At 44.7% G+C, this 15,226-nt stretch carries 12 protein-coding genes; all 12 read left to right on the top strand.

Going from position 1 to position 15,226, the window contains the following annotated elements:
- Window positions 1–66 precede the first annotated feature (66 nt).
- Window positions 67–2,220, top strand: a complete 2,154-nt coding sequence (locus CSV63_RS09990) for an acetate--CoA ligase family protein (RefSeq protein ID WP_233192031.1) — start codon at window positions 67–69, stop codon at window positions 2,218–2,220.
- A 14-nt stretch (window positions 2,221–2,234) separates the two neighbouring features.
- Window positions 2,235–2,678: an FAS1-like dehydratase domain-containing protein gene (locus CSV63_RS09985; RefSeq protein ID WP_099695682.1), complete on the top strand. Its 444-nt coding sequence runs from the start codon at window positions 2,235–2,237 to the stop codon at window positions 2,676–2,678.
- A 15-nt stretch (window positions 2,679–2,693) separates the two neighbouring features.
- Window positions 2,694–3,119, top strand: coding sequence for a MaoC/PaaZ C-terminal domain-containing protein (locus tag CSV63_RS09980; protein ID WP_099695681.1), 426 nt, complete (start codon window positions 2,694–2,696; stop codon window positions 3,117–3,119).
- A 28-nt stretch (window positions 3,120–3,147) separates the two neighbouring features.
- Window positions 3,148–4,308 carry a thiolase C-terminal domain-containing protein gene (locus CSV63_RS09975; RefSeq protein ID WP_099695680.1) on the top strand — a complete coding sequence of 387 codons (1,161 nt, stop codon included), beginning with the start codon at window positions 3,148–3,150 and terminating at the stop codon, window positions 4,306–4,308.
- Window positions 4,309–4,319: 11 nt separating this feature from the next.
- On the top strand, window positions 4,320–4,757 hold the full coding sequence (locus tag CSV63_RS09970) for a Zn-ribbon domain-containing OB-fold protein (protein WP_099695679.1): 438 nt from the start codon (window positions 4,320–4,322) through the stop codon (window positions 4,755–4,757).
- A 31-nt stretch (window positions 4,758–4,788) separates the two neighbouring features.
- Complete coding sequence (locus CSV63_RS09965) at window positions 4,789–5,985, top strand: acyl-CoA dehydrogenase family protein (protein ID WP_099695678.1); 1,197 nt, start codon at window positions 4,789–4,791, stop codon at window positions 5,983–5,985.
- Window positions 5,986–6,005: 20 nt separating this feature from the next.
- A complete protein-coding gene (locus tag CSV63_RS09960; RefSeq protein ID WP_099695677.1) occupies window positions 6,006–7,139 on the top strand; it encodes an acyl-CoA dehydrogenase family protein in 1,134 nt (377 codons plus the stop codon).
- Window positions 7,140–7,157: 18 nt separating this feature from the next.
- Window positions 7,158–8,645 (top strand): aldehyde dehydrogenase family protein, encoded by a 1,488-nt coding sequence (locus CSV63_RS09955; RefSeq protein ID WP_099695676.1) that lies wholly within the window; start codon window positions 7,158–7,160, stop codon window positions 8,643–8,645.
- A gap of 160 nt (window positions 8,646–8,805) precedes the next feature.
- Complete coding sequence (locus CSV63_RS09950) at window positions 8,806–10,248, top strand: MFS transporter (protein ID WP_099695675.1); 1,443 nt, start codon at window positions 8,806–8,808, stop codon at window positions 10,246–10,248.
- A gap of 34 nt (window positions 10,249–10,282) precedes the next feature.
- On the top strand, window positions 10,283–11,056 hold the full coding sequence (locus CSV63_RS09945) for an electron transfer flavoprotein subunit beta/FixA family protein (protein WP_099695674.1): 774 nt from the start codon (window positions 10,283–10,285) through the stop codon (window positions 11,054–11,056).
- Window positions 11,057–11,085: 29 nt separating this feature from the next.
- Entirely contained in the window at window positions 11,086–12,072 is a 987-nt protein-coding gene (locus CSV63_RS09940) for an electron transfer flavoprotein subunit alpha/FixB family protein (RefSeq protein ID WP_099695673.1), read from the top strand.
- Between the two features lie 171 nt (window positions 12,073–12,243).
- Window positions 12,244–14,235, top strand: a complete 1,992-nt coding sequence (locus CSV63_RS09935) for a helix-turn-helix domain-containing protein (RefSeq protein ID WP_099695672.1) — start codon at window positions 12,244–12,246, stop codon at window positions 14,233–14,235.
- The last annotated feature ends 991 nt before the right edge of the window (window positions 14,236–15,226 follow it).

The raw sequence follows: 15,226 nt of genomic DNA, 5'->3' as shown, positions 1-15,226 counted from the left end.
CTTTGCTATGATTCTACTCAAGCAAGTCAATAGAAATAGATGATAAGAAAGCGTAGAGGTGAAGAGATGATGAAAATGATGAATGAAGTACTACCATCGAATATTGATCTGGATCCCTTATTTAACCCAAAAAGAGTAGCCGTACTAGGCGCTTCGGAAAACACGAATAAAATAGGTTACTTGCAATTGAAAGCGCTACTAGATGCAGGCTTTGAAGGCGCGATCTACCCCATCCATCCTACAGCGAATGAAATTGGGGAATTACCTTGTTACGCAAGCGTAGGCGATACACCGGAACCAGTCGATTTGGCTATTCTCTGTGTCGGCATTCATCAGGTGGAGAAATGTTTGATCGATTGCGGTGAAAGCGGTGTTAAGGCGGCGATTGTCTTTGCATCCGGCTACTCGGAGATCGGCGAAGAAGGAATGATCGCACAAAACCGCCTGAAAGAAATCGCTGAACAATACGATATACGATTGATCGGCCCGAACTGTGTAGGACTTCTCAATACAACAAATGGCTTGATGGGGACATTCTCTCCAGGACTCACAAATGTGCCACTTGGCAAGAAACGTGAAGTGGGATTTGTTACGCAAAGCGGTGCGTTTGGTGTGTTGACGTATATTGCGGCAGCTCAACATGGATTGACGTTTAATTACTTCGTCAGTGTCGGCAATGAAGTCGATGTAAGCTTCTCTGACGTCATTGAATACATGTTGCATGACCCAAAAACAAAAGTAGCAAGCGGCTATTTGGAAGGCGAGAAAAACGCAGCGAAGTTACGGAAACTAGCGAAATTCGCACTTCAAATCAATAAACCGATCGTCATCATGAAGTCCGGACGAAGCAGCGCAGGCAGTCGTGCAGCGGCATCCCATACCGGCTCATTGGCGGGTGCTGATCAAGTGTATGACGGATTCTTCAAGCAAGCGGGCATTGTGCGTGCAGACGATTACGATGACATTCTTTCATTCTCTAAATTATTCTTGGCCAATAAACTCCCGACAGGCAAAAATACTGTGATCGTCACGAGTTCAGGCGGCAGAGGAATCAACGAAGCGGATCGTTGTGAGTCGTACGGATTAAACATCCATGCGCTAAGCGATAAAGTGCGAAAAGAAATTGAGAAAAACATTCCTGGTTTTGCAAGCGCTTCCAATCCGGTTGATTTAACGGCGGCCGCATCGATCACCAATCCGGAATTGTATCTCGCACCATTAAAAGTACTCGTCAAGGATCCCGATACGGACATTATCTTATTTCCTGAGTTCCCTATTCACTGGGATGAAAATACACCGCTCCTTCAGGAATTCGTCAATATTTGCAAGAACTCGGATAAGTTCGTGATGATATCGAACTTCCCGCTAAAAGGCATGTCGATTCCAAAAGGTGTCCAGTATCTCGAGCACAACGGCATTCCGTTCATTCTCGGTGACATGAATCCTATCCGCTCGTTGGCAAAATTAGTGGATTATGCAGAGGCGTACAGAAAAGCGCACAAAATCAGCGATGAGCCTACAAAAACAGAATTGGACGTATCGAACATCCAGCATCTGTTACCCGCCAATCAAACGTTGAGCGAATCGCAGTCGAGCGAAATCCTCTCTGCGTACGGTATTCGGACGGCGAAGCGAATCACTGCCAAGACGGAAGATGCTGCAGTACAAGCTGCGAATAACATGGGGTATCCGGTCGTCATGAAAATTGATTCGCCTGATATACCGCATAAGACGGAAGTCAACGGCATTCGACTGAATGTCCAGAACGGGCAAGAAGTACGACAGGCGTTTAGGGAAATCTACAGTAGCGCAAAAGAACATTGCCCGACAGCGGATCTTCACGGCATATCCGTCCAGGAAATGTTGCCGGAAGGCGTAGAAGTCATCGTGGGTGTGACGAGTGATCCAACATTCGGTCCTGTCATCATGTTTGGTCTCGGCGGTGTCTTTGTAGAAGTCTTCAAAGATGTATCTTTCCGTGTCGCACCGATCACAAGACAAGATGCAATCGATATGATGGAAAGCTTGAAGGGCTATCAAATCCTACAAGGCGTACGCAATAAAAAGCCCGTCGATCAAGAAGCCATCATCGACGTGTTACTGAAAGTTTCAAGATTAATTGAAGACTACTCGGATATTATTCAGGAAATAGACATTAACCCATTAATCGTTTACGAAGACGGAATTGTAGCAGCAGATGCATTGATCATCACCAAATGAGAGGAGGATGGAAAATGGACTTGGATAAAAGCGTTATAGGCTTAACGAGCGACGAATACGTGTTTGAAGTCGAAAGTCGGCATGTCGGCCAGTTCGCCACCGCCATCGGAGACGACAATCCACTCTATACAGACGACGGGTATGCGAAGGAATCGGCATACGAAGGACTAATTGTCCCACCAACATTCCCGATTGCGATGAACGACGGCAAAGTCAAAATGCCCTTACAACTGGACCACCGGCGGATGTTGCACGGCGAGCAAGAATTCCTCTACTACAAACCGATCCGCATAGGCGATCAACTACGTTGCCAGATCAAAGTACGTGATCTCTATGACAAAGAAGGAAAGAGCGGCAAGATGCAGTTCCTGAAGCTCGATACGGAAATGAAAGACGAAGCGGGCGAACTCGTCTGTATTAGTCGAATGAATATCGTCTATCGCGCAGCAAAAAATTAATGGGAGGGACTTCAGATGATCAAAGATTGGGTGTTGGAAGATTTGACCGTGGATCAGAAACTTGAACCGATGATGAAGCCACCGATTACGAAAGTGCAACTTGCACAATATGCAGGTGCTTCAGGGGATTTTAATCCGTTGCATCTGGACGATGGGTTTGCGCAGAAGATCGGAATGGATGGAGTCATAGCGCACGGCATGCTCATCATGGGTTTCCTTGGGGAATATGTGATGAAAGTTGCTGGCAAAAAAGCACGCGTTGCAAATTTCAAGATGCGTTTCGGCAAAATGACGGTACCGGGCGATGAAATACGCTGCTCGGGTGTAGTCAGACGAACATATGAAGAAGACGGCAAGAGATGGATCGCACTTGATCTGACGGCAGAGAAAGTATCAGGCGAAGTGGTTGGATCAGGCAGCGCGATCTTACAACGGACATAAACAGACGTGAAATAGGGGGAATTTAGCTATGGGAACTATTAAAGATCGCTATGCCATTGTAGGCGTAGGAGAGAGCGAACGCTCAAGAAAATCGGGAACCACGCCTCTGCATTTGGCGCTTGATGCGGCCAACGCAGCAATCAAAGACGCGGGCTTGAAGGTGACGGACATCGACGGATTCATGAACTATAACGAAGGAGATTCCTGTACGTCTCACCAACTGGCAACGTATCTTGGTGTACGACCAAAGTATGTGAAGGATATCCAGGGTGGCGGAGCGAGTACGGAAATGCTCATTGCGGATGCAGTGGCGCTCATTGAAGCAGGCCAGCTGAACACGGTATTGATCTATCGTTCCATGAATGGTAGTTCCGGGACTCGTGTAGGTCGCGGATATGACCCTGACATGCTACAGGGGGCGCTTGCAGGCGGAAGCTTCGTGATTCCGTACGGATCAGCAAGCCCATCGCAATGGTTCGGCATGTATGCGACACGTCATATGCATGAGACGGGCATTACGAAAGAACATCTCGGGCATGTGTGCTTGAGCTTCTATGAACATGCACAACGAAATCCAAAAGCATTCCTGCATGGTAAGCCGTTAACAATGGAAAACTATCTTGCTACACCGGATATCAGTTCTCCTTTCAATATCCATGATTCGTGCCTGGAACTCGATGAAGGAAATGCCATTATCGTCACGTCTGCTGAAAAAGCGAAAGATTGTAAGTCAAAACCGGTCTATATCATGGGGATGGCGGCAAGACAATGTCATCCGCACGCTCACTACTGGAATGATATCGACCAAGTCGCTTCTGATTACGTAGCGGAAGAGCTCTATGAAAACGCGGGTGTGACACCGGACGATATCGATGTTGCCTCTATCTATGACTGTTTCAGCTGGGTTGTTATGCGACAGCTTGAAGCATACGGATTTGCGAAACGCGGAGAAGTGGGAGATTTTGTCGCTGAAGGCAACTTGAAGATCGGCGGTAAACTGCCAACCAATACAGCGGGCGGCATGCTATCCGAAGGGTACACACACGGAATGAACAATACCATTGAAATCGTTAGACAGCTGCGCCATGACTACGAAGGAACCGACCGCCAAGTAGAAGAGTGCAAGATCGGTATTTGTACAGGCTGGGCTGGACCGGATATCGCAGGCGCCATGATCTTACGAAACTAGGAGGAATCACTATGACACAAGCAAAGACTGCTTACCAAAAACCCATTCCATTAAAGGATCTAGATAATGCTCCGTACTGGGATGCAGCGGACCAACATCAACTAGCTCTGCAAAAATGTGATGACTGTATGGCATACTCACAACCGCCGGGCCCTACGTGCGCAAAATGCGGAAGTGAAAATGTCATCTGGCAACAATTAGGCGACGATATTAAAGCTACAGTCTATTCGTATGTGGTTTCCTATCGCCCATTCTTACCAGGCTTCCAAGATGAGTTACCGACGATTATTGCGCTCGCACAGCTCGACAAAGTGCCGGAAGTGAAAATCATGGGCAATATATTGAATTGTGAAGAAAAAGATTTGAAAATCGGTATGCCGATCCAAATGACATGGGTGGATATTACGGAAGATCGTGCATTGCCCCAGTGGATTCCGGCTATGAACTGATCGATAGACGAGATAGAAAGGATGAGCGAGTATGGATTTCTCTTTCACGAAAAAAGAAGAAAAATTTAGAACCGAACTACGAACATGGCTTGAAGCCAATCTTCCTGAAGGCTGGCTAGAAGGCAAGCGCGACTTGCCCGAAGACTTGGATGAATACTCCCGTGTGTTACGTGCATGGCAGAATAAATTGTATGAAGGCGGATGGGCAGCCATCGCCTGGCCGAAAGAATATGGCGGTCGCAACGCCACCTTGATGGAAGAAATCATCTACCACCAAGAAATGGTACGCGTCAAAGCGCCGCCACTCATCAACTATATCGGGATCCATATGGTAGGTCCTACATTGATCGACATCGGAACGGATGAACAAAAAGAGAAATATTTGAAAAAAATCTTAACGGGTGAAGAAATATGGTGCCAAGGCTATTCAGAGCCGGGCGCAGGGTCTGATTTAACAGGCTTGAAAACACGTGCAGTAAAAGACGGCGATCGCTGGCTCATCAATGGCCAGAAAGTCTGGACAAGTTTTGGCCACGTGGCGGATAAATGTTTCCTGTTGACGAGAACGAGTACGCACCCAGAAAAGAAACACCGTGGAATTACCGTGTTCATGATGGATATGCACCAACCGGGAGTCGAAACGGTTCCGATCGTGCAGATGGATGGACATAAAGACTTTAACGAAGTGTATATGACAGACGCTGTAGCAACCGATGCTGATATCGTCGGACAAGTAGACTCGGGCTGGCATGTATTGATTGCCTTAATGCTCCATGAGCGTACGGGGATCGGTGCGGAACTCTTCACACTCGAAAAGCAATTTAACGATACAGTGGAACTGGCACAGCAGTATAAAGTAAATGGCAAACCATTGATTGAAAATCCTGTAGTCAGACAAAAATTGGCGAATTTCTATGCCCGCGTGCGTGGATCGCTACTGAATTACTATAAAAACTTGACCACTACGATCAAAAACGGTCAACCAGGAGCGGAAACGTCCATCGATAAATTGGTAGTAACCGAATTGAACCAGGCACTCTCAGCATTTGCCGTAGAGATTCAAGGACATCAAGGCGTGCTATTTGATAAAGATGCCGTAGCGGATCCGAAGTGGCAACATGTATTCCTCGCCTCATTCGGACAGACAATTGGTGGAGGGACGAGTGAAGTACAGAGGAATACGATTGGTGAGCGCGTACTAGGATTGCCGAAAGATATGGGACGTTAATAGATTTGGAGGGATGAAATATGGACTTTTCATTAACAGAAGAGCAAGAAATGTTCCGTGGACATATCCGCAAAATGTTGGATACATTCGGCGGTACACAGCTAGCTCGAGAAATGATTGACAATAATCCGCAAAACCTGAAGAAAGTGTACACGACATTAGCTGAACTTGGATGTAGCGGTATCAACATTCCTGAAGAATACGGCGGTATGGATCTAAATGCACTCGATCTCGTTCCGACGTTCGAAGAGATGGGACGTTCACTAGTACCTGGCTTGTTCATGGAAACGTCGGCGTTGGTAGTACCGACGCTCAAGAAATACGCAACAGAGCAACAGAAGCAACAGTATCTGCCAGCGATTGCCTCAGGAGAAAAACTGGTTTCATTCGCAGCACTGGAGCCTTTCAATGACTTCTCCCCAGCAGGTATCCAATGTACATTGGTGCAGCAGGGTGGACAGTATGTGCTAAACGGCACGAAGACGCTTGTACCGGAAGCGGAACTTGCAGATGCATTCCTCCTATTGGTACGCACCAATCAAGAGGATCAAGAAGACGGATTATCTCTTGTGTTGATCGACAAGACTGAAGGGATGAACATCGAGAAGTTATCTTCCTTTGACGAATCAAAACATGTAGCGAAAATCGAATTCAATCATCTAGTCATCAACGAAGAGCAAATTATAGGTGAAGTAGACAAGGGATGGATGCAGCTTCAAGAAGGTCTGTTGTACTTTAACGCCGCACTTAGTTCATACATTGTCGGCGCAATGGAAAGTGTCGTCCATATGGCGACGGAATATGCGAAGATCCGCGAGCAGTTCGGCCAAGCGATTGGACGTTTCCAGGCGATCAAACACAGTATCGTCAACATGAAAGTACATTTGGAAATTGCACGTTCCCTCAGTCATTACGCCAACTGGGTAGTGGACACGGATGAGTTCGACCGACAAGCGGCCGTTTACAGCGCCCGTACATATGCGACGGAGAAATTCATCGAAGTCTCGGCACATAACATCCAAATCCACGGTGGAATCGGATTCACGGAAGAAATCGATTGCCATCTATTTGTCAAACGCGCTCGCTATTATGATCAGTATTTAGGATCCACCCCTTTCTATCAAGAAAAAGTAGTCTCTTCACTAGGCTGGTAATTTGAAGGAGGAAAACATATGACGAACGTATCCGAGAAATCCAAATTGACGACTTACGGCAATATTATTAACGGCAAGATCGTACAGGCGCAAGACGGGACTGTAGCCGACAGTATCGACCCGTCAACAGGCGAAGTGTGGGCGAAGATCCCGTCAAGTAAGAAAGAAGATGCAGAACTGGTCATCCAGGCGGCACGCGGAGCATTTGAAGGCTGGGCTGATCTACCGGCCCGTACACGCGGCGATTATCTGCGCAAGATCGGGGATATGATACCCGAGTATGCTGCGGAGTTGCTTGAGCTTGAAACGCGTAATAACGGCTGGGTACTAGATGAGTATCAGTATTTGGCGGAAGTGTTAAAGCAGGTTTGGTATGACGCAGCAGGAGCGGCATCTCTCGTAGGTGCACAAGGACGTACAGTCCAGATGGGCACTGGAGATTTTGGTTTTACTTCACGTAAGCCATACGGAGTAGTAGTCGGAATTTTACCTTGGAACGCACCTTTGTTTACTTTTACGATTAAGGCTGCCTATGCGCTAGCGGCGGGGAATACGGTCATCATTAAACCGTCTGAGAGTGCAGCGGTCGGTTCATTGCGATATGGGGAGTTGATTTCACATATTTTACCGCCTGGCGTACTGAATGTCATTTCGGGCGCAGGTCGTGAAATTGGGGATTACCTCGTCTCTCACAAAGAAGTAAATAAAGTGAGTTTGACAGGATCGAAGGCAACAGCGGAGCGCATCACAAAAGCGACAGCACATTCACCAAAGTCGTTGATCTTTGAACTGGGTGGAAAATCTCCGAATATCGTCTTTGAAGATGCGGACATTGATCAAGCGGTACACGGATTGATCAACGGCATCTTCACACCGAACTCCGGCCAGATTTGTGTGGCAGGTTCACGTATGCTAATTCAGCGCTCTATTTATGACAAAGTGATTGGGCAATTAAAAGAGTTGATGACGGACAATGAATTCGTCAAACACGGCAATACTCTGGATACGAGCAACACCATGGGGCCGATCGCGAACGAAGCGCAATTCCAATCGGTCTGCGGGTTTATCGATGAGGCAACAAAAGAAGAGTATGAAGTCGTCTTCGGAGGAAAGTATGGTGGAGAAGCTGTTCTGCCGGGTCAACCGGAATTCGCGAACGGGTACTGGGTGCAGCCTACGCTCGTTAAAGTAGCGGACAACAGTTCAAAACTAGCTCGTGAAGAAATTTTCGGTCCTGTGGCGGTCGCTATTCCGTTTGATACGGAAGAAGAAGCCATTGAAATCGCGAATGACACGAACTTTGGTCTGGCAGCGGGCGTATGGACACAAAATCTCAGTCTGGCCCATCGTATGATTGATAAGCTTCAAGCAGGTAATGTCTGGGTCAATACGTACGCTAGAGTAGGTGCAGATCTTCCGTTTAGCGGCGTTAAAGAGAGCGGTTACGGTACAGACTCGGTTCTGGATTATACAGTAGAAAAAGCTTGTGTCATCAATGTCCGGTAAACAGCCAATAACGACTGATCTGTGGCAGGAGAGCTTCGGTTTTGCACCAAGCACATCGAAATCTCCTTCTGCAGATCTTCACTTTAAACCACAACTAGATTTGACATAATGAATAAAGCTTGTAAAAACTATGACATTATCGATAAAGGGAGGCCACTATATGAATGAAGCGGCATTGAAAGATCAATCGATTAATAGGGGTTTTTTATTCATAAGTTTCGGAGCATTTTTTATTATGTTAAGTTTAGCAACCCATCTTCCCGCATATCCGCATATGCTGGCGGAATTTAATCTGACGCCAGGATATGCGGTGTGGATGCAACTGGGTCTGGCTATTGGTTTGACAGGATTCCAGCCACTACTTGGATGGATTGGAGATTCGTTCGGATTGAAGATCGTCATCCTAATTGGCGGTATGTTCATGGTCATCGGATCATTGCTTGTAGCCTTCTCGTTTTCTTTCTGGGTGCTCGTTCTAGGTTTATTCTTTAAAGGTATTTCGGGCGCGGCGATTGCACCATCGGGGATCGCCTATGCTGGTAAATTCATGGTCGGGACACAACGCGCGAAAGCGATTGGAACGTTTGCGGCGTTTATTACAATCGGTGCGGTATTTGGTCCGGTCATCAGCGGTATGATCGTCGATACGGCGAACTGGCAGGCAAGCTTTATATTCACTGCCATTCTTGGTGGTTTAGGTATTGCACTCTTTGCTTTCGTTCCACATGTCAAAGTACAAGCACGTAAGAAGCTGGATGTTCTCGGATTGATTTTCGTCATCGCTCTATTGCTCGGTTTGCTGACGATTCCAACCTTCATCAACAGTTTCGGAATCGAATCTGGAATGTGGATTCCATCATTGCTAGTCTTCGTCACTGCATTGATCATCTTGATCTTTGTAGAGAAAAAACAAAAAGCACCTTTGCTTGATTTAGAGTACGTTGCGAATCGGAACTTCTGGGTACCTACGACAATTGCAGTATTCATCTTCCTTGGTTACTCGGGTGTGATGTACTTATTAACATTCTTTGTACAAAGCGTCCAAGGAAAAGCCGCTACAACGGTAGGTTTCCTGCAGATGGCCGTATTCCTTGGCACATCGGTCGCAGCCTATTTGAGCGGAAGAATTATGAAAAAGCTGTCAGCGCGATTGGTTATAGGATCGGGAATTCTTGTCTTTTCTTCCGGAATCATCATGTTAAATTTCGTGACACTTACTACATCATTTACGTATTTGTTCATTGCTATGAGTCTGGTCGGTATCGGTGTAGGTTTCCAAACACCCGTAGTTAAAGGTCTTGTCGTATCCAAAGCTTCAACCGAACGAATGAATGTCGTGACATTTACGAATACGGTAATAGAAAACCTTGCACAGAGAATGGGTGCATCATTAGCTCTCGTTGCTTTCTCGATCTTCTCTGCAAGCGGTAATAATGTAGGAGCAATAGTGAATACATCGTGGGTAATAATGGGCTTCATCGTCATTGCATTATTCTTCTTGCCGTTGATTCCTCGAGCGATTCCTGGCATCCACACGAGTGAAGACGATTTGATCGATACGAACGTTGTGCCGAAAGCGTTACAAACTGAAGAAATCAAATAAATTATGCTGCAAAGTATAGAGAGGAGTCTTTTATATGAATATTTATGTGTTACTGAAAAAAACATTCGACACGGAGGAAGCGATTTCCGTGTCAGGCAATCAAATAGATGAAAGCGGTGCGGAGTTCATTATTAATCCGTACGACGAATACGCAGTCGAAGAAGCAATCCAGCAACGCGACAAGCATGGCGGAACGGTAACGGTTGTCACGATTGGCGATGAAGACTCAGAGAAGCAATTGCGTACGGCACTTGCGATGGGTGCGGATGACGCGGTACTCATCAATACGAGTGACGACCTGGATGAAGGGGATCAATTCACGACCGCGAAAATTCTTGAAGCATTTTTTGAAGGAAAAGAAGTGGATTTGATTCTCGCAGGGAATGTGGCAATTGACGAAGCAAGCGGACAAGTAGGACCTCGTCTTGCGGAGCGTTTAAATATGCCTTTCATTACGACGATCGTCAAGCTGGATATGGAAGACGGCATGGTGAAAATTGACAAAGACGTCGAAGGAGATCTCGAGAAAATTGAAGTATCCTTGCCGGTACTCGTAACGTGTCAGCAAGGACTGAATGAGCCGAGATATACGTCCCTTCCAGGTATCATGAAGGCAAAGAAAAAGCCGCTGGAGCAACTGGAACTCGATGATCTAGATCTCGATGAAGACGACGTGAAAGCGAAGACGGCAACGATTTCTATTTTCTTACCACCTAAAAAGCAAGCAGGACGCATGTTGGTAGGCGAAACGGGAGAGCAAGTCAAAGAACTGGTTGGCTTATTGTCTAGTGAAGCGAAAGTAATCTAAGCAATCTACGAAACGAAAGGAGTTTTACTATGAATGAAAAGATACTAGTAATCGGGGAATTGCAGCATGGGGTTCTTCGTAAAGTAAGTTATGAAACGATTGCAGCGGCAAAACAACTAAACGAAAACGCAGAAATTCTGGCATTGGTTCTCGGCGACGGAGACTTGCAGCAACCGGCTGAAGAAATGATTCACTATGGTGCGAACCGTGTTATTACCGTCTCCCATGCAAACTTGAGCAATTATACATCGGAAGGTTACGGACAGGTCATCATGGAAGTGATGCAAGACGAGAAGCCATCCGGCATGATCATGGGCCATACGGCAGTCGGTAAAGATGTGACACCTAAAATCGCAAGCCGCCTGGAACTTGGATTGATCTCGGACGCGGTGGCAATCGAAAAAGAAAATGGTCAAGTCATTTTCACTAGACCGATCTACTCAGGTAAAGCGTTTGAAAAGAAAGTGATGAAAAACGATGGACTGCTATTCGCCACGATCCGTCCGAATAATATTTCCGCATTGGAGCCTGACGCTAGCCGGACAGGCGACATCACAGCCAAAGAAGTGGATGTCAAAGACTTGCGTACGATCGTTAAAGAAGTGGTCCGCAAGAAAACGGAAGGCGTAGATTTATCGGAAGCGAAAATCGTTATTGCAGGCGGTCGAGGCGTTAAGAGCGCTGAAGGATTCAATGCATTGTATGAGCTAGCGGACTTGCTAGGCGGCGCTGTAGGGGCTTCTAGAGGTGCCTGTGATGCCGATTACTGCGATTACTCGCTGCAAATCGGTCAAACAGGAAAAGTAGTCACGCCCGATCTCTATATCGCGGTAGGTATTTCAGGAGCAATCCAGCATATGGCAGGCATGTCGAACTCCAAAGTAATTGTCGCAATCAACAGTGATGAAGAAGCGAACATCTTTAAAATGGCAGATTACGGCATCGTCGGTGACTTGTTCGAAGTACTTCCGTTATTCATCGAAGAACTCAAATTACAAGGCGCATTAGTATCTTAATTAGTAGGCATTCATGAAACAGCTTGGAAAGTTCGATCGCCGGACTTTCCAAGCTGTTTTTACGTTTTAACCTTTACTACCTGTCCCTCCTACTGAACCAAAAGTAAATAGTGAAACTTGGAAATCCATGTTATACTATTCTGAACTTACGGTTTATCGGGGGGATTCTGTTTGATTAATCACGATTTACTGTCGAATGACATGAACTATGAACTGACCCATCATCAAGCCATCGCAAATAAAATCGACCCATTTCAAGTGATCATTATACATGATCACCGGCATAACTTCTTTGACTATAACTACTTAATTAATTTTCCATCTGAAAACGTACGAAAAAAAGTGGATGATAACCGTATTTTACCGAGGGTGAAAAACGAGACATTCATTGTCCGTCAGCAAGACTACGAAGACAATCTGGATTTGTTTTTCAAGATTCGTGTTAATGCAAGACGCGAAGTGCTCGCGAAAGCGACAGAGTTCATGATCGCTAAATTTTTTAGTACCTATGAAGGTCATCTGGCACCGTTGCTTATGAATAAGCCAACACTCAAATGGGAAATCATAAATAAATTACATGCTAAATACGATAAAATGGTACATGCACATACTCGTCTAAATGATGAGAATTCTTGGAATGTATTCAGCACGTGGTACAGGACGTATTTAATGAATCATACCGTCAGTGAGATGCTTAAAAGGCATGGCTATAATACTTTAAATGCTCTTGATAGAGAAGCGTTGAATGTATTATTTCTCGAAGAAATGAAGGTAAGTTTTGTTTCCAACGATAGTTTTCTGAATACATTCACCGCTGACGTCAACGTGTACATCGAAAAAATGGTTTCCGAAATACTTGCGGTGTTTGAATCAGAAAAAAATTCAATGGAGCAAATCAATCAATTACTCGGAGTCAGCGAGCAGATTTCTGTACATCAGCCTATCGAATCAACCGCAAAAACGAATAATCTTGTTGTCATGAGCAATGCAATCTATCAATTTATTACGGAAGCGATTTCAAACCAGAAATTTGTCTGTGAGCTTGATCAATGGCCACGCGCAACTATTCAAGGTGCTAGATTAGCAGGTTCTTTGCAGCTACTTCCGCCTGAAGAGGTGCGAACAGCAAGTCGTATGGATCAACTGCATAACGATGCCCAGACGTTATCAGAAGTCGATGTGGACGTATTGGATTCTCTATGTCATATGTATTTGGCGCAAGTAGCTGACCGCGTAGAAATTCGCTTCGATGATCTACTGACACTCCGTGGACTGAAGACAAAACTCGGAGGAACAGGTAGGCGTGGTGGTTATGAAAAAGAACAACGTATCCAAGTGATGAAAGCGCTTTCCATCATACAATCACTATGGATAGAACTTGAGTCAGTTTTAGTATATGGACAAGGCAAACCTGTCAACAAGAAGATGCAAGGACGTGCGTTCATTTTTACAAATGAAGACGGTAGTCCATGCGAATTAAACGAAAAAACACTACCCGAACGTTTATATGTGGCCATTGGGGAAGTTTTTGATCCTTTCTTGCAAGGTGCTGCCAGACAAGTAAAGTTATTACCGAATCAAGCGATTGAATTCAATCCGTATCAACGGAAATGGGAGAAAAAACTCATCCGTTATGTAAGCTGGCGTTGGCGTACACAGGCACGAAAAGCAAGCTACTTGCAGCCGCATAAAATCAGTACATTACTCGAAAAAATCGGTATTCCGATAGATTCACAAGCGCCTTCACGTATTCGGGACCGACTGGAGAAAGCCCTTGATCTATTGGAGGAAGAAGGCGTAATTACATTTTGGCAATACAATCAATGGAATGAAGACAGTATGTCGAAAAAAGGCTGGTTACGTGTCTGGTTGGATGCTACGATCATCATTGCGCCACCTGACGAGATTGTTAGCTATTACGAGCCAATCGAGAGGAAGAAATCAATCAAGACGCCAAATAATTTTTCCTTAATGCAAGCTAAAAAAGAAAGTTGCAAGAACATCGGTAGTGACTTTAAGGAATGCCGCATCAATCGTGGTTTAACACTGAAACAAGTATCCGATGAATTAAATATTTCGATATCCTATATAAGCAATATTGAACGCGGTGGGGCGTTACCGTCACAAAATATCTATAAAAAGATGAAAGATTGGATAACGTAAGCCAGAAAAACATCATTTGTGTCGGATGAATTAATATACGTAGTTAATTATTAAAAACCGAACATACGAACGCTAAAATCATGTTATACTAAGCAAAGCTCATTTTTTGTCGAGCTTTGCATTTTTATATGTACAATTGCAATAACTATCTCATTTTATATTCTTAAGAAACCTGGCTCCAAATAATCCTTCTTAATATACTATTCGTCGCATCGTGTCATTTAGCAAGCAAAACATACCCCACGAGCAGCAATCAAAGAAGGGGATTCGAGAGCGTGCAAAACGATGGACAGCAGCGATCGGATGGATAAGTAGGAAATTTACATCACAATGATTGTACAAAACGTGATGTTATTTCAGTAGGATGCAAGCAAAATATTGAATTAAGTAAATGTCTGCAAACAATTAAATCTAAAGTACGAACATACAAGCGCCACAAAGTGATATACTAGGCGGGGCTCGAATTTAAAGCAATGAAAAACCATGTTCAATATGATCTTATTGAACATGGTTCCAAATAACCCTTGTATACTCAATATTCCTCGCGACATACGATCTAACCATCATCAACTACTGCACGTAAAGTAATCAAGAAGGAAAGCCTTGAGTGCATTAATTTAATTGGAAGAGAAGGGTAAGTAATTGGATTTTTGATATTAACCTGATCAACGTTAAAAGTACGTGATGATGGATTAAATTATCATACGTTATAATGATGTATTAGTTAACGAACTAGCATTGCATAGAGCATACAATCAATGAATACATGACATGTCGAGTTAAGATAGTAAAATGCATTGTAAACATCGTAAAGCGGCTTGCAAAGTTTTGCGCAAGAAATCCATATAAAATAATATATTCCGATGAAAAATTACATATCAAAACATCCCAAAGCTTGATGTGAATATGCTAAATAATTACAATAAGTCGAGTGTAAAATCCGCCTAAAAAAGCGCTGATATCTCAATATCGTAAGTATACTTAGTAATGA

The organism is Sporosarcina sp. P34 (genome assembly GCF_002743375.1).
In the GTDB taxonomy this organism is placed as follows: Bacteria; Bacillota; Bacilli; order Bacillales_A; family Planococcaceae; genus Sporosarcina.
Note: the sequence above shows the minus strand (reverse complement) of the source record. Positions and strands in the feature narration are given on the sequence as shown.